Here is a 16782-nt window from a genome sequence, read left to right as displayed (position 1 = left end):
CGAAATGGTTTTTGGGTTCGCCGAAATGGTTTTTGGGTTCGGCGAAATGATCCTTTTCTGAGAACCAAACCTTAATGAACTACTCCACTTTGGCTGTAATTCCCTGACTTTCTAAAAATTGCATCTGTTTTTTAACTTGTTGTTTAGTTTTAAAAGCTCCCAGATAAATTAATTTTTTATCCTTTGATAAATAAGCATCAGGAACTACTTGCCTGACTGTAGCGAAAGTTTTGTCATCTTGATTATCTATAATGATGTGAAAAAATCCATCCCTCGATGGTTTTATTCCTGGGTCATCGATATTTTGTAGACTTGGTGTTGGTTTTGGCGTGGTAGGAATCACACCTGCCATCGGTGAGAATGTTGGTTGTGCTTCTGTAGTAGTCTCAGGTGCAATTGTCGAATTTTGAGCAACTTGACTAGATTCTTTTACGGGTGTTGGCTTGGGTTTTGGTGTTAAACCCACAACATCATTGGGGTTTTTAACTTCTGGAAATTCGCCCGTTTCTAGATTGGGGATTTTAGGGATGGGTGTAAGTTCTGGTTCTGCGACTGCGGTAGTGTTAGGTTGGTTGTTTGTTGGTGGTTGGTTATTAGGGGTATTTTTTTTAAATAAACCGCCGAAACTCAAATTCGGCAAATTTTTCATATTAAATACTGCATAACTCAGGCTAAGACTTGCCATCAACAGCAGTAGCATTGAGCCTATACCCAAAGGTGAAAGTAGAGTGTCATGAGAATTCTTCCGCTTTTGGGTTGGTGATTGTTCTTCTGTCAAACTTCGCAGCAGCGCTTCTGATGATTCTAAATAGTCATCAGGTTGTTTAGGAATATTGTCTGGTTTGACGAGATTCTCACTCTCATCTGTTTTAATTAACGCAGGCACAATACTAGCGGAATTTGGTGTAGGTGGAGAGGGAATAGCAGAAGTATGTTGTTGCTGTGTAGATTCTTCCTTGAGTGGTGTTGGTAGTTGTACTTGTTGTTGGGTATCTGGTTGAGATGTTGGTGGTGCGGTGGTGGAAAACTGTACTAAGGATATTTCCTCAGTACTGTTAGTGACTGGTGATTGGGTTGTGACTTCAGTTGTAGAAGTGGCAATTATCTGTTGAAATTTACTACTGATGGGATTACCCATACGAGTTTGACTAAGTGTCTTGTATGTAAATCGTGTACGCCGATAACGTGCCAATTCTTGATCTAGTTGTACTTCTAAACTCGCCAGTGCTGCTGCAAGTACTGGCTTTAACTCAGGTGTTTTGGAGGATTTTGCACCCGAATCTACCACAGGGTTTTGACTCATTGTCTATCTGCCTCAAACCTAGACTGCCATTTTCGATAAACTAAAAAAGCTAAGTGCGATCGCCAATTGTTCTATTGATTCAAAATATCTTTGTACCAACACTATCGTACATTTACCCAAATTAAATTGTGACGCCCATAAACTAGGATGTCGTTGAAATCTGTTAATGATATTTTAAGTGTTCTCCAACTAGAGACTAAACTACGAGAGCAACCATTTCAACGTTTGCTTAAATGTTGGTCTGAAGTTGTAGGAACAGCAGTAGCAGCTCATACTCGTCCATTGTCAATTCAGCGTAACGTCTTATGGGTGGCAACTTCTAGTGCTGCTTGGGCGCAGAATTTGACTTTTGAACGTCAACGGCTACTTGTCAAGTTAAATGCAGTACTACCTGATCCTTTGGCGGATATTCGCTTTTCGACTGCTGAGTGGCGCTCTCGCAAACAAGTTGCTCATCAACCAAACTCATCTGTAAATCCCCAGCATCCAAGTTACCTTGGTCAAGAAATTGCACGAGAAAATGATGTCAACTCCACTGCTGGTGATGCTAATACAACTTTTGCAGATTGGGCAGTAACAATACAAGCGCGATCGCACCATTTACCCCTTTGTCCTGAGTGTGAATCTCCTACACCTCCAGGTGAAATCCAGCGTTGGGGTGTTTGTTGTTTGTGTGCTGCTAAAAAGTTTTCTCGGATCGGGGATCGGGGATTGGGGATCGGGGATCGGGGATCGGGGATCGGGGATTGGGGAAGGTAGGGGTCCCCTTTGGGGATAAGGGGCTAAGGGGTAACGGGGATTGCTTAAGGTGGGGATTGGGGAATACTTCGCGAACAAATCCCCTTAACTCTATCTTGCACCAACCTTGTATCCCGCCTCAGAATTAATTCTGAGACTAACAGCATAAGTCCGTTCAAACGGACTCAAACATCGTCCTAGTCAGATTTATCTGACTTTAGCTATTAGCCAATAAATAAATTTATTGGCGGGATGAAAAGCTGATGCAAGATATGAGTTAATTAATTTATGGGAATTTCCATGTTAAGAGTTAAGAGTTAAGAGTTCCCTTTTAAGTGATATTCAATATCTCAGCTTGCGCCTTGAGTGTATATTATAAACTACCTATGTCCTCAAAGGTTATCTGTGCTACGTTTTCTATTTATCTCCTATGCCAAAATATATACAAAAATCAGCTTATGCTATGTATCTTGCTGCTAAATTAAAAATCTTCACGCCTCAATAGTTTTTATTTTAGCCTTGATCCCCAGCTGGTTTTATCTAAAATCAGTCATATGTCAATTTATTTTGTTGTGTATCACATTCTTAACAAAAGAGTTGAAAACATAACACGAAGATAAAAAAAATCTAAAGCAATATCTCTCTTGGGGATCGCTATAACCCATATATAAATATGCTTTTTGGTACAAAACACGATTGATAAGTGTATGCAAAATTAGATTATGTCAATAAGCCTTAGAAGGCAGCATAATATATGAAAAACATTAATTACTTAACTTCTGCTTGTAAATATTGTCGTTACTACCAACCAGAAGGGCGTCGTGGTGGTATGTGTCAACAGTTGGGAGCATCAGTACAAGCTTCTTGGAAAGCTTGTTCTTTAGCGCTACCACCATTTGCTCCTTCTTGGGAAAAATTGGAAGATGTTTGGAGTTTACCAGATGCTACCCCAGTCTTAATTTCAGATATCAATGAATATGCAACTGTTACAGACGAAGTAGCTAGCTGTACTTCTGAACATACCAAAGCAAAGGTTATGACATATTAGCTTTTGACTACTGTTCGGAAATAACTTAAGTAGTAGAAGCACAAATTCTATAGTTTTTATACATCCATTGAGGTAAGATGAAACTCAGACCCCTTTAAAGTCAACTTTTCGGATAATAGTGTAGAAAAAGTGAACGGCAAAGGATAGAGCTTTGCTAATTCCAAGATAAAATTTGCTTTTTAATGATTATGGGTCTAGAAAAAACCTTGATATGTATCAAAAATCGCTCCTTTGATAGAGGAGCGATTTTTAGTAGTTGGTTGTTGGTTGGTTTGAATTTCGCGAAGCAGCTCTACTGTTCCAGTTTTCTCATCTGAATCAATGTATCCTCGTAATAATAATTATTATTTTGTTGCCGATAAAGCTCTGCGGCTTGTTTAAAATCAGCAAGGGCGCCTTTTTTATCTCCTAAATCACGACGCGTCAGCGCTCTATTATAGTAAGCATTGGCATAGTTCGGATTGATTTTGATGGCTTGGTTAAAATCAGCAAGTGCCTGTTGGAAATTTTTCGAGTCAAAGTAGGCAATACCCCGGTTATAATAGGCTTTGTCATAACCTGGTTTATAGTTGATTGCCTGGTTATAGTCGGCGATCGCTCCTTGTTTATCTCCCAACTCAGAGCGAGTTAAACCCCGGTTAAGATAGGCATTGGCATACTTTGGATTTAGCTTGAGAGCTTGATTGTAATCAGTTATAGCCCCTTGTTTGTCTCCCAATTCATAACGGGTTAATCCCCGGTTATAGTAAGCTTTGTCATAGTTGGGATTGAGCTTGACCGCCTGATTAAAATTATTAAATGCTCCTTGTTTATCTCTCAAATCATAAAGGGTTAAACCGCGATAAATATAGGCGTCGGTATAATCAGGTTTCAGCTTGATAGTTTGATTGAAATCATCCAGCGCTTTTTGAGTGTCTCCCTTTTCCGAAAGAGCTACTCCCCGATTGTAGTAGGCAAGAGCATAATTAGGATTGATCTTGATTGCTTGGCTGTAATCATCAATTTCCCCTTGTCTGTCTCCTAATCTATAGCGAGTTAAGCCACGGTTGTAGTAAGCTTTGTCATAGTTGGGATTGAGTTTGATCGCTTGGTTATAGTCAGCGATCGCTCCTTTTTGATCACCGGATGCAGAGCGAGCTAAAGCCCGATTATAGTAAGCTTTGTCATAGTTGGGATTAATCTTGAGGGCTTGATTATAATCCGCCATCGCCCCTTTATGGTCTCCTAATTCGTAGCGTGCTAAACCTCGGTTTAGATAAGCATCTTCTGCATTGGGTTTAATTTTGAGTGATTCGTTATAATCAGCGATCGCTGCTTGGTATTGTTGCAGTTCATAATAAACTAAACCCCGGTTGTAGTAAGCATCGTCATGTCTGGGGTTAATCTTGACAGTTTGAGTATAGTCAGCTATGGCTCCTTGTTTATCTCCACTATCAGAGCGGGCTATACCCCGGTTATAGTAGGCATTAGCATATCTAGGATTGAGGCGAATAGCTTGAGTATAGTTGGCGATCGCTCCTTGATAGTCTTGATTGCGATAATTATCGTAAGCTTTGATAAAAAAGTCATCTGCTTTCGGCGCAGTCGGAATAGTCCCAGTAGTACTATTTCTAATATATGAACGTCCTCCCACATCGATCCCAACTGCTACCATTTTTTGCAAAGCAACGTTGATGGTTGTACCGATACCAACTTCTTGTTCATCAGCTCTACCATGAACACCTACCAATTCCCCTTTTTCATTGAGTACAGGGCCACCACTCATCCCATTGAGCGTCTTGTTTTCATATATTAAGTTATAACCATCACGCTGGGCTGCACCGTTAGCGTTTACCTGTCCTTTGTTGAAAGAAAAGTAGGGATTAGAAATAGCTGCTGTTTTGGCTGGAAATCCACCTACATATACAGTTGTGGTTGCTGTCGCTTGATCAGAGTTACCGATTTTGGCAACATTGTAAGGTTTGCTACTACTAAACTCGATGAGCGCCAAGTCTAATCCTTGCAAGTGTTTGACATTGTTCGCTGCATAAGTTTGTTGGTCTGGTGTAATTATTTGGTATTTTTTACTCTCTTTGACTACGTGATAAGCAGTCAAGACTGTATAACTGTCACCAGAACGTCTAATAATTACTCCCGAACCCGTAGCAGGAGGAATTTGATCATCCACAATTTGTACTGTAATTTCTCTACCTATGTTTTCTATCTCTTGAGAAGATAAAGCAACTGCAATCTGTGGTTGTGTCAATGTAATAGACGCGCCTATCAATACAGATGAAACACTGTAAAAATACTTCATATTTATAACCTGACTTAGGTCTTTTTATTTACATACTTGCATTAAATTAAATTCTGTTGGTATAGGCAAGATGTTTATTACCAAAATACTTCAGCTTTTGTAATGTACGGTAATTCCCATCTGTGGATCTTCTACAGTTCTTAATCACTCAACAACATTCGGGTTTCCTGCATGAAAAGGTATCATCCGTTGCACCCAAATTTTGCTATCAACTCGAAGTTTCTCGTTGCAAATGCGATCGCAAAATCATAGAGAATTTCCACAAATTATCGCACTTAATACAGGTAATTTATTATTAACTATCAATTCTTAGCTTGCTTACTAAAAATTTTTAGTGTAGTATTAAAGATATAGAGAAGGCGCTCCAGACTAGCAACCTCAAGCGCCTCTCTATCTCAAAACAATCGTTCATCGTTTTGATATTCAAAATTGTAGCAATGACTAAACCAATTTTTTGTCAAACACCTACCAGAGGCTTTGTAAATTTAGCTTACGCTCGCAAAGTTTGTTTTCGGAGAGTAAACTATAACATGGCTTGGCAATTTGCCTGCGTGATCATTTGGAGTAATGGTGAAAAGGAAAGTTTTTTTGGTAAAGATGCTGAAACTATAGTCCAAGCATTAGAAAAAATGAAATAAAAGTAAAATTGCGGGGGAAATTCCCCTGCGATCGCACAGGGCGAAATTTCATCCTGTGTAACTTTTTATATTGAAGATTTATTAATGTTTTAGCTTCAGATATTTTCAAGTTTCCCATATTACAGGAATCTATAGATCTAAGAACAATAAATCACCTTATACCCCTATTCTCCTAAACCCCTGGTTATAACAACTAACTTTGATTAAGTTGCTGTACCAACAAGACAATTAAGTAAACGAGCATATTCAATGAATCATTTCAACTCAATAATAAAGTTAATTTTGATTGCGATCGTTGGGATTATAGTTACAGTCAGTCCAGCCAATGGCAGGAATGATAATGAATATGAAATTTGGGGTGCAGACCAATCTAACTCAGTATCCGGTGTTCAGTCTCGTGGAATAAATGGTAGCTGGATTTGGGTTTGGGACAGCAAGGATGTCAATAAACAACTAAACTACGGTGGTAAAGAAGCAAAACCCCTTGGTTGTGATGGCAAAAACCGCGCTGGTGAAGGCCCGTGTAATATTCATGATGTATTCCCCGCTAGCCTAATCGAATACAAAACTGATGGACAGCCAACAGGTAATACTTTGGGTAATTTGCCAGCCTTCGGTCGTCTGCATGGTATGCTAACAGACCCGCAAAACAAATACATGAATGTAAACTTGTTTGCTCCGAATGGTGGTTATGTCGGCATCATAGATGGCAGAACCAAGGGAGCCGTAGCTTTATTTCGTGTCACCCGCACCAATACTGGTCGTTCAGTACATATGTCCTTCTGGAACAGTGATGGTAGCGCCTTACTGTTAGCAAACTTGGATGGCAAGGTATTAGAACGCATCGACATCACCCGCAATCGTCGTGGTGATATTATCGCTGCGACTTTCAACAAATCGGCTTCCTTGGGTGTGGGAAAAAGTATAACCATCGAAGAAGATGCCAAAGTTTATCTGGGCAAGAACGGTCAAGGAAAAGATTTGATTGGTAGTATTGTGGGTAGCTACGACAACGCAGACTTTAGCGACTTGACACCAAATAGTAATTGCAAAGAAAACGGTTGCAATCAAAACCCTATTTCACTTGGTGGTCGGACTAACAATGTGATCATCTGCCCAATAGTCTCCAACCGTGATCATGCCTACATCACCTTTGGTGGAGGTGGTCTGTTGATTGCTAACACCAAAACTACCCCAATGACGATTTTAGGTGAGTATGACAACCAGGTTGTTAATGGTGCTGGTTGTGGTGGTGTACAAGTAGGCAATAACATGTGGTTGAATGCCGGTGTTTCTACTTCTGCTGCGGGTGCTACCCAGTCTACTTTCACCATGTACACTATTGATGACGCGGGCTTCGGTTCCACCCCAAATGCACCCAACATTCCTCAACCTGTACTTGTTTATAAGGATGCTACCAACACTGCCACAATCGGTAACATCGAAGGTAGCCCAAATCCCAACAACACGGGTCAATTGCCAGGGATTACAACTCGCCGGGATGCCCACGGTATGACGCAAACATTGACTTATTCACATGTCCATAATACTGACCGCATTCAGAATAAAGTTGAAGTATTCAATACCAAAACCTTAGAGAGAACTACTTACGATTTGACCTCAGCAGATGGCGAAGGTAACGGTGTGGGTTCCTGTGCTACAGCTTCGGTAACAGATGATTCCGGTTTGCCACTTAACGATCCAGCTCCAGATCTGATAGAAAATACACCAGACGGTAAGTACTTAGTTGTTGCTTTGCGCGGTCCAATTCCTGTAACCGTAACACATTCAGGCCAGGGTAGCTGTCCAGGAATTGGTATCATTAAGCTGACTAAAAATGGCTCTCACGGGCGTCTGGTAGGAGTACTCCGTACTACCAACACAGTAGATACTGCACCAGTAGATGCCGCTGGCGGTTATGCTTACATAGGCAACGAGCATAGCGATATACATGGTGTTTCCGTACGCCATAACTAATTAGCTCAGTCCGATGTCTGACGACAAGTCTCTGCACGTCTACGCACCGAGATCCCCGACCTTTATCAAAAGTTGGGGATCTTATTTGGAGTTTGAGCTTCTGTACTCGAAATTTCTTGGTTGAAACGAAAACTTTCTTGTTTGAAACTCAAAGTTCCACGTTTCAAACCTGAATTGTCTCATTTTGATCTCCGACGTTTCAAACGCGATCGCTTTTTTAATTCAATCAAAGTGCAATTACAGCCAAACTTAGATTCAGAACAAGAAATCACCGTAATAACTGAAACTCAACTCCTAAAACTCCAGCACTCGCAGCCAAAGCTTCATCAGCTGTTACCAACCGAATGTTATTTTGCGATGCAATAGCCAAATGCAAAGCATCAAGTGTACGCAATGGTGTTTCAAACCGACTAATCCACTCACGCGCCAAGTTATAGTGAATAGGCTCTACCGCAATACAAGTATAAAAACTACTATCTAAGTCAGCTTGAAACCTCTGTACTATACCTGTTGCTTCCTCTGGGGATATTTCTCGCATTCTCACCCGACGCGACAGCGCCGAAAAAAGTTCTACTTCGACTAACTGACTTAAACCAAGCTCTGATTCTACCAGTACGAGTTCTTCAACTATATCGCTCAATGCTTCTGCCCAATATAAAGCAGCCAGAACACTTGTATCGAGATAAATCAATGGCGTTCCTCTTGGCGTGTATTAACTACAGTTGCACTCAAAGATTCTCCTGTGACTGTCAGTGCATCTCGAAATTGTTTCATACTTGCTAAACGTTGTTCCTTTTCTTGTGGAGGAACCAAACGAGCTACAACTTTGTTTTGCTCCAGCAAAATTACTTCTTCTCCCTTGGCTACTTGCTCTAAGAGAGTTTTTAAGTTAGCGGCTGCTTCTTCAACACTTATTTTCAACACTATACTTCTCGAAAATCAAGATTTAGTAGGAATTATAGCCGTTTGTCCAAGGGAAGCGATCGCCATTTTTCCAGTAGTAATTGTTCAGTACTCATACACCATACTTTTTACTAAACTAACCGCTAAATCTAGCTTACTGTTTTACTCAATGGGGATGCGTAGACGCAAAGCGGCTTGTCAACAGACATCGCACAATCCTAGAGAATCAAAAAGCGCGATGTCTGACGACAAGCCACTGCGTGTCTACGCACCCCAACAAATCAAATAGTCTGCTTCAGCAGAGTTTAGCTATGAGACTGCGATTTTAATCGCAGGCGTTTCAAATGCGATGTCTGACGACAAGAAGCCACTGCGTGTCTACGCACCCCAACAAATCAAACAGTCTGCTTTAGCAGAGTTTAGCTATGAGACTGCGATTTCAATCGCAGGCGTTTCAAATGCGATGTCTGACGACAAGCCACTGGGTGTCTACGCACCCGAACAAATCAAATAGTCTGCTTTAGCAGAGTTTAGCTATGAGACTGCGATTTCAATCGCAGGCGTTTCAAATGCAATGTTACTTACTGCTGAAGCTTTCTAATCAATTCCAACACCTTTTGATGTAATTCTGTATTTCCTTGTTGTTTAAACAGTTCAGCAGCTTTCTGTAAATCCGCAACTCCACCTTGCTTATCTCCTGTCTCAACACGGACTATACCCCGTTGTCCGTAGACTTGGGCTAAGTTGGGATTAATTTTGAGGGAGGAGGTGTAATCAGCTATCGCCCCTTGGTTGTCTCCCAATTCACGGCGGGCATTACCCCGGTTGTAGTAGACTTCGGTATAGTTGGGATTGATTTTGAGGGCAGAGGTGTAATCAGCTATAGCCCCTTTATGGTCTCCCAAATTACTGTGAGCTACACCCCGGCTGTAGTATGCTTTAGCATGGTTGGGATTAATTTTGAGGGCGGAGGTGTAATCAGTGATTGCCCCTTTATGGTCTCCCAAATTACTGCGAGCTACACCCCGGTTGTAGTAGGCACTGGCATAGTTGGGATTAATTTTGAGGGCTGTGTTGTAATCAGCTATAGCTCCTTTATGGTCTCTCAAATTGGAGCGGGCTGCACCCCGGTTGAGGTAGGCTTCAGCATCGTTGGGATTAATTTTGAGGGCTGTGTTGTAATCAGCGATTGCTCCTTTATGGTATCCCAATTTACTGCGGACTACACCGCGATTATTGTAGGCATCGGTATAGTTGGGATTGATTTTGAGGGCAGAGGTGTAATCAGCTATAGCCCCTTTATGGTCTCCCAAATTACTGTGAGCTACACCCCGGCTGTAGTATGCTTTAGCATGGTTGGGATTAATTTTGAGGGCRGAGGTGTAATCAGTGATTGCCCCTTTATGGTCTCCCAAATTACTGCGAGCTACACCCCGGTTGTAGTAGGCACTGGCATAGTTGGGATTAATTTTGATAGCAGAGTTGTAATCAGCTATAGCTCCTTTATGGTCTCCCAAATCAGAGCGGGCTGCACCCTGGTTGAGGTAGGCACTGGCAAAGTTGGGATTAATTTTGAGGGCAGAGTTGTAATCAACTATAGCCCCTTGCTTGTCTCCCAAATCCGAGCGAGCGACACCCCGATTGTAGTAGGCATTGGCATAGTTGGGATTAATTTTGAGGGCTGTGTTGTAATCAGCTATAGCTCCTTTATGGTCTCTCAAATTGGAGCGGGCTGCACCCCGGTTGAGGTAGGCTTCAGCATCGTTGGGATTAATTTTGAGGGCTGTGTTGTAATCAGCGATTGCTCCTTTATGGTATCCCAATTTACTGCGGACTACACCGCGATTATTGTAGGCATTGGCATAATTGGGATTGAGACGAATCGCTTCTGTTAAATCAGCTATTGCACCCTTATAATCTTTTTGACCAAACTTCTCCCTGGCTTGAATATAAAAGTCATCTGCTTTCAGCCCAGTCGCCACAACATCCGGTGGACGCACTCCCACATCCACACCCACGGCTAACATTTGCCGCAACGCTGAATAAATAGTAGTCCCTAAACCCGTAATAATCTTACTCTGACTTTTCTCACCAATTTCTTGCTCATCAACTCTGCCGTGAATTGCTACCACTTCCCCTTGTTCATTCAACACAGCCCCACCACTCATACCACTCAAAGTATCGTTATCGTAGAGAATGTTGTAACCATCACGCTGCGCCGCACCGTTTGCTTGAACTTGTCCCTTGTTGAAAAATAACTGCGGATTAGAAATTGCTGCTGTTCTGCCCGGAAACCCTGCTACATATATTGTTGTGCTAGCCGTAGCTTTGTCAGAATTCCCAATCTTGGCTATTTTATAATCCTTGCTACTACTAAACTCAACTACAGCCAAATCAACATCCGGTAAGCGTTTGACAGATTTAACCTGATTGCTTTGTGTATCAGGTGTAATAATTTCGTACTTCCCGCCATCTTTCACCACATGATAAGCAGTTAGCACAGTGTAAGTGTCGCCAGAATGTTTAATCAAAACACCCGAACCAAAAACAGTTGGATTTTGACTATCGACAACCCGCACCGTAATTTCTCTACCAACGCTTTCCACCTCTTGCTGAGATAGAGCGACTGCAACTTGTGATTGCACCAACACCATCGATACCCCAATGAATACAGATGGCAGTGTATAAAAGTACTTCATTTTGTATAAATAAAACAGTGTGTTGCTAAAACTTGTGAAAATATATAGTGATATAAAAAGCCACAAATAAAACTTGCAGCTTTTCGCAATCCTACTTAGATATATCAATAAAAATAGAATTTTGGAATTAAGAAAGCTTAAAATCCTAAGTTCGTAGTGAGGACTTTAGTCCTCAAATATTCAAGCACTAAAGTGCTTACTACGAACTATCCCTCGTCCCCCTTCTCCTCACGGTAGCCAAGGATACTGCCGAAAATTAGGCGGACGTTTCTCTAAAAACGCCTGTTTACCCTCGGCTCCCTCTTCAGTCATGTAATAAAGTAAAGTTGCATTACCAGCAAGTTCTTGTAAACCAGCTTGTCCATCACAATCAGCATTGAATGCAGCTTTCAAACAACGAATGGCAATCGGGCTTTTTTCTAAAACTTCCTTAGCCCACTGGATACCTTCTGTTTCCAATTGTTCCACTGGTACAACACAATTTACCAACCCCATTTCCAACGCTTGTTGAGCATCATACTGGCGACAGAGAAACCAAATCTCTCGTGCCTTTTTTTGTCCCACAATCCGCGCCAGATAGCTAGCCCCAAAACCACCATCAAAGCTTCCCACTTTCGGGCCTGTTTGCCCAAAAATAGCATTGTCAGCAGCAATAGTCAGATCACAGATTAAATGTAGAACGTGTCCACCCCCGATCGCATACCCAGCCACCAGAGCAATTACAACTTTTGGCATTGACCGGATCAGGCGTTGTAAATCTAATACATTTAACCGAGGAATACCGCTATCATCTACATAACCCGCGTGTCCCCGTACACTTTGATCCCCGCCAGCACAAAAGGCATATTTGCCATCTGTATGTGGACCATAGCCTGTAAACAATACAACGGCTATACTAGTATCTTCACGAGCATCACAAAAGGCATCATATAGTTCAAAGATAGTTTTAGGACGAAAAGCATTGCGCTTGTGGGGGCGATTGATGGTAATTTTAGCAATGCCATCGGCTTTATGATACAGAATGTCTTCGTAGGTTTTGACGCTTTGCCAGTTAATTTGCATTGTATAGGATGATATATTTTTGTAACCTGAGAATTTTATCGCAAGTTCTTTGTCCATACCATCTAACCAAGCATCTTGTAAGCTAGTTGAAAGGGATTACGGAGATATTCTATGCTGGAGTCCTTTCAGATAAATAACTTTAGGCTCTTTCAACACCTTGAAGTTAAAAGGTTAGGTCGTGTCAACTTGCTTGTTGGCAGAAATAATGCTGGAAAGAGTACCTTTCTCGAAGCAATAGAACTTTATGCCAGCAATGCTTCTTCTAGCGTCCTTCTTGATCTTGTAGAGTCTAGGCAGGAGACTTGGTTTAGTGAAGCTCAACCACATTCTCAAAATTTTCTCGGTAATCCTGTGAGACATCTTTTCTTCGGTCACGAATTGCCCAAAATAGGAGAAGAAGGTATTTCTCTTGGGGAAGTCTCCTCAGACATAAAGCTTCATATTGGTGTTGCCGCATATCAAAATAAAAATGATAATGAAGGCACAATCAGGAAAATTCGTATTTCTGATGTTCAGTTTGATGAAGACCTATCTAATGTTGAAGTTTTTCTTGTAGCAAAAGAAGGCGAAAGAACAAGGAGACTTTTTAGGTTAGATAGGGATGTCAGAGACATGCGACGTAACTCTAGAATTCTTTATGAACGACAGGAATCTGAGTTGAAATACACATGGCAAATTGTTTCAACAGAAAATATGCCCAATCGAAAATTAGCTGCTCTTTGGGATTTAACGAGCTTGACCGATTTAGAATCGGAAGTGATTTCTGCACTTCGCCTGATTGATGATCGAGTTTCTGGAGTCGCCTTTGTAGAGGATATTAGTAGAGGTCGTGCAAATGACAATCGTATTCCTTTAGTAAAAATTAAAGGAATAGATGAACCATTAACTCTCAAGAGTATGGGAGATGGGATTACCCGTTTGTTTCATATAATTGTTGCTCTTGTAAATGCTAGAAACGGTCTTCTGTTAATTGATGAATTTGAAAATGGATTGCATTGGAGTGTGCAACCTAAAGTTTGGGACATTGTTTTTCAGCTCTCAAAAAGGCTTAATGTTCAAGTTTTTGCCACAACACATAGCCGTGATTGTATAAAAGGGTTTGAGAGTATATGGAATAAATATCCTGAACTTGGTTCTTTCTTTAGGCTTGATGTCAAGAATGGCTCAATTAAGGCAACAGAATATACATCTGAGACACTCACTGATGCTATTGACATGGATGTTGAAGTGCGGTGAGTAGTATGAGTGATGTTTGTAGGCAAGATACAGATAAAGTGTTGCTAGTTGAAGGCGATAACGATTGCCACGTCGTTATGGCTTTATGTAAGGCTCACAATGTTCCTAAAATTTTTGGTATATATCAATGTGGTTCAGATGTCGGGGTTTTGAAGCGACTGAATGCTTTAATTGTACGCCCCAATCCTCCTCAAGTAATAGGCGTTATGCTTGATGCTGACAAACCTTCTGTTGAAGGCAGATGGCAGAGCATAAAAGGTAAATTAAAACATTACAGTTATCCATTTCCGACAACTCCTGATGCTGATGGGACGGTAGTTAAGAGTGTTGCAGATAATCCTAAACTTGGATTTTGGCTCATGCCAAACAATCAAGATTGTGGGATGTTAGAAGACTTTTGTGCAGAACTTGCAGAACCTACATCGCTAGGATTTGCACGAGAATGTGTGGAACAGGCGCAGGAAAGGAAAGTCACAACTTTCAAAGAAGTACATCTTAGTAAAGCGGTGATTCATACATATCTTGCTTGGCATGATGAACCCGGCTATCCTCTAGGAAAAGCAATAACAAGCCAAACTCTTCGTCCTCACACAGATGTCGCAGTAAGATTCACCAACTGGTTGATACGTTTATTCACATAAACCTTATCCGAGCAACGCCTAAGAAATCACTGGATGGAATTTATAAAAAAAACTTATCTCTAAGCTAGACTCGTGATCATGACTTATTTGAATTTAGCTACTTCGCCCCAATCCATGATTCACGGTGCTTATCCTCTGAGTATTGCACCAATGATGGATCGTACAGATCGCCATTTTCGGTATTTTATGCGGCAGATTACCCGCCGTACTTTGCTTTATACTGAAATGGTGACAACTGCCGCGATTTTGCATGGTGACAAAGAATATCTACTCGGTTTTTCCCCACAAGAAAAGCCCCTTGTATTGCAAGTCGGGGGCGATAATCCCAAGGAATTAGCTGAATGTAGCCGGATTGCTGAGGATATGGGCTACGATGAAATCAATCTGAATGTCGGTTGTCCAAGTAGTCGTGTCCAAGATGGAAATTTCGGGGCTTGTTTAATGGCACACCCTGAGAAAGTAGCAGACTGTGTAGCCGAGATGATTTATGCTACTCGTATCCCGGTGAGTGTGAAACACCGGATTGGGATTGACGATCGCGATCGCTACGAAGATATGGAAAATTTTGTTCGCATTGTCTCACAAGCAGGCTGCCGACGTTTTACAGTCCACGCCCGCAAAGCTTGGTTACAGGGATTAAGCCCAAAAGAAAACCGTGATATCCCACCCCTACGTTACAGTGATGTGTATCGTCTTAAACAAGAATTTCCCCAGCTATTTATTGAAATCAATGGTGGAATTATTAACATAGATCAAGTAAGACAGCACTTACAATCGGTAGATGCGGTGATGATTGGACGTGCAGCTTATGATCATCCCTACTTATTCGCCACAGCAGATAATGAAATCTATGGAGAGGCGATGCAACCTCCATCTCGCCATGAAGTTGCTGAAGCAATGTTTTCTTATATTGATTACTGGGTCACAAAAGGTCTGAAGCTCAACAAAATTACCCGCCACATGTTACAGTTGTTTGCTGGACAACCGGGTAGTCGAGTTTGGAAGCGTCATCTGACGGAAAATTCCTGTCGTCTGGGAGCAGGTTATGCTGTGGTACAAGAGGCGTTGGCACAAGTTCCCGACTCGCCAATAGTACCCAGCCTAAATTTTACTGCTTGCTCGTGAGTGCATTTTCAGCCTGTTGATAACGCTTGTGTTTGCAACATCGACATTAAATCCTGAACTCCTTTTTGCAGATACCGTGTGACTGTCATTGGACTAGTGCCAATTTTCTTAGCAGCATCTTTACGAGAAAGTTCTTTTAAAAATACTAACTCTACTGCCATACGGGGCTTTTCTTCTAACATGCTAATTGCCCCTTGTAGTTGTTGCCGTTCTTCTTGTTGTTGCTGTTGGGCGCTAGAACGGGGACAAGGAAGCGCCTCACCTAAGGTGATTTGACAATCAATATAGTTGACTACTGTAGCATCCAAACTCAAAGGCATACGGTTTTGAGCAGCTAACTTGGTTTCTTGCCATTCTTGTACAGATACCTTGAGTTGCTTGGCAATTTCTGAATCTTTCGGGGGACGCCCTAAAATCTCTGCCAATTCCTTACGCACTTTTTGCCCTTCATTGTAAAGTTCTTGCCAACGACGGGGGATCTTTAATAGAGTACCGCGATCGCGCAAAAAGTGTAGCATTTCGCCCCGAATATAAGGAACAGCAAAGGAACTAAAAGCGTATCCTTGACTGGGATCAAAACGCTCAATTGCCCTGATTAAACCGAAGTAACCGATTTGCTCTAAGTCTTCATAAGGCTCATGACATTGATGACTAAATTTATGAGCTAGCTTACGTACTAAGCCAGTATTTAATTTTACAAGTTTATTACGAAGTTCAATTGAAGGATTCTGATGATATAACTGCAATAACTCCATACCATCAGACCGCATAGAGGACTGACTTGTTGCCATAGAAATTCCTTTTTGGTAACTCCTATTCCCTAAAAAACGGAGTTGCGTAGACTTCACTTAAGCTGTAATTATTTTCCTTAGTAATGCTTTGATACACCATTCGTTGTTTCACTGAACTTATATAGAGTCTCACTAGATAGTCCGGTATTTTTACGCAATTTGTTGTACCCATATCTGTTAGATGCAGAGATGGTTGTGTAACAAAAAGTTTAGTTTGGATGTATCCTTGTGCAGTTCAAGGTCATCAAAGACCTTGATAAATATGGCCCAGCGCTTTCAAAACAGGATTTCTATGGATTCATTTCTCAATTATGAGCTAAAAATC

General features: G+C 41.4%; 15 protein-coding genes. 8 read left to right on the top strand and 7 right to left on the bottom strand.

The annotated features are described in order from the left end of the window. Positions 1–79: 79 nt before the first annotated feature. Positions 80–1303, bottom strand: coding sequence for a hypothetical protein (locus tag B4U84_RS07560; RefSeq protein WP_131116618.1), 1224 nt, complete (start codon positions 1301–1303; stop codon positions 80–82). A 147-nt stretch (positions 1304–1450) separates the two neighbouring features. Between B4U84_RS07560 and B4U84_RS07555 the strand changes: the two genes are divergently transcribed. Both B4U84_RS07555 and B4U84_RS07550 read left to right on the top strand, forming a co-directional pair. After that, positions 1451–2062 carry a DciA family protein gene (locus B4U84_RS07555; RefSeq protein ID WP_131116615.1) on the top strand — a complete coding sequence of 204 codons (612 nt, stop codon included), beginning with the start codon at positions 1451–1453 and terminating at the stop codon, positions 2060–2062. A gap of 733 nt (positions 2063–2795) precedes the next feature. Then, positions 2796–3089, top strand: coding sequence for a hypothetical protein (locus B4U84_RS07550; RefSeq protein WP_131116612.1), 294 nt, complete (start codon positions 2796–2798; stop codon positions 3087–3089). A 292-nt stretch (positions 3090–3381) separates the two neighbouring features. Here B4U84_RS07550 and B4U84_RS07545 read toward each other — a convergent pair whose 3' ends face one another. Continuing rightward, complete coding sequence (locus B4U84_RS07545) at positions 3382–5385, bottom strand: serine protease (RefSeq protein ID WP_131116610.1); 2004 nt, start codon at positions 5383–5385, stop codon at positions 3382–3384. A 437-nt stretch (positions 5386–5822) separates the two neighbouring features. On the opposite strand from B4U84_RS07545, the gene B4U84_RS07540 reads away from it, so the two are divergent. Both B4U84_RS07540 and B4U84_RS07535 read left to right on the top strand, forming a co-directional pair. Next, positions 5823–6023, top strand: coding sequence for a hypothetical protein (locus B4U84_RS07540; protein ID WP_044452372.1), 201 nt, complete (start codon positions 5823–5825; stop codon positions 6021–6023). A 249-nt stretch (positions 6024–6272) separates the two neighbouring features. After that, the gene (locus B4U84_RS07535) at positions 6273–8000 is read left to right on the top strand and encodes a hypothetical protein (RefSeq protein WP_131116607.1); all 1728 of its coding nucleotides are present in this window, start codon (positions 6273–6275) and stop codon (positions 7998–8000) included. Between the two features lie 268 nt (positions 8001–8268). Here B4U84_RS07535 and B4U84_RS07530 read toward each other — a convergent pair whose 3' ends face one another. Together B4U84_RS07530 and B4U84_RS07525 are read right to left on the bottom strand one after the other, a co-directional pair. Continuing rightward, the gene (locus tag B4U84_RS07530; RefSeq protein ID WP_131116604.1) at positions 8269–8691 is read right to left on the bottom strand and encodes a type II toxin-antitoxin system VapC family toxin; all 423 of its coding nucleotides are present in this window, start codon (positions 8689–8691) and stop codon (positions 8269–8271) included. After that, positions 8688–8921: a type II toxin-antitoxin system Phd/YefM family antitoxin gene (locus tag B4U84_RS07525; RefSeq protein WP_207390906.1), complete on the bottom strand. Its 234-nt coding sequence runs from the start codon at positions 8919–8921 to the stop codon at positions 8688–8690. The genes B4U84_RS07530 and B4U84_RS07525 overlap by 4 nt, the downstream gene beginning before the upstream one ends. Before the next feature lie 331 nt (positions 8922–9252). Between B4U84_RS07525 and B4U84_RS30425 the strand changes: the two genes are divergently transcribed. Next, positions 9253–9417, top strand: coding sequence for a hypothetical protein (locus B4U84_RS30425; protein ID WP_165490257.1), 165 nt, complete (start codon positions 9253–9255; stop codon positions 9415–9417). Between the two features lie 67 nt (positions 9418–9484). Here B4U84_RS30425 and B4U84_RS07520 read toward each other — a convergent pair whose 3' ends face one another. Both B4U84_RS07520 and menB read right to left on the bottom strand, forming a co-directional pair. Beyond that, entirely contained in the window at positions 9485–11557 is a 2073-nt protein-coding gene (locus B4U84_RS07520; RefSeq protein WP_242677564.1) for a tetratricopeptide repeat protein, read from the bottom strand. Between the two features lie 273 nt (positions 11558–11830). Beyond that, entirely contained in the window at positions 11831–12664 is an 834-nt protein-coding gene (gene menB, locus B4U84_RS07515; RefSeq protein WP_131118779.1) for a 1,4-dihydroxy-2-naphthoyl-CoA synthase, read from the bottom strand. A gap of 111 nt (positions 12665–12775) precedes the next feature. Between menB and B4U84_RS07510 the strand changes: the two genes are divergently transcribed. From B4U84_RS07510 to dusA, 3 genes are all read left to right on the top strand, one after another. Beyond that, positions 12776–13900, top strand: coding sequence for an AAA family ATPase (locus tag B4U84_RS07510; RefSeq protein ID WP_131116598.1), 1125 nt, complete (start codon positions 12776–12778; stop codon positions 13898–13900). Positions 13901–13905: 5 nt separating this feature from the next. Then, complete coding sequence (locus B4U84_RS07505; protein ID WP_131116595.1) at positions 13906–14541, top strand: DUF3226 domain-containing protein; 636 nt, start codon at positions 13906–13908, stop codon at positions 14539–14541. Positions 14542–14619: 78 nt separating this feature from the next. After that, positions 14620–15666: a tRNA dihydrouridine(20/20a) synthase DusA gene (dusA, locus tag B4U84_RS07500; protein ID WP_131116592.1), complete on the top strand. Its 1047-nt coding sequence runs from the start codon at positions 14620–14622 to the stop codon at positions 15664–15666. Positions 15667–15674: 8 nt separating this feature from the next. Here dusA and B4U84_RS07495 read toward each other — a convergent pair whose 3' ends face one another. Next, entirely contained in the window at positions 15675–16457 is a 783-nt protein-coding gene (locus B4U84_RS07495) for an RNA polymerase sigma factor SigF (RefSeq protein ID WP_044452379.1), read from the bottom strand. Between the last annotated feature and the right edge of the window lie 325 nt (positions 16458–16782).

The sequence above is a fragment of the Westiellopsis prolifica IICB1 genome (assembly GCF_004323185.1).
Lineage (GTDB): Bacteria > Cyanobacteriota > Cyanobacteriia > Cyanobacteriales > Nostocaceae > Pelatocladus > Pelatocladus prolificus_A.
Note: the sequence above shows the minus strand (reverse complement) of the source record. Positions and strands in the feature narration are given on the sequence as shown.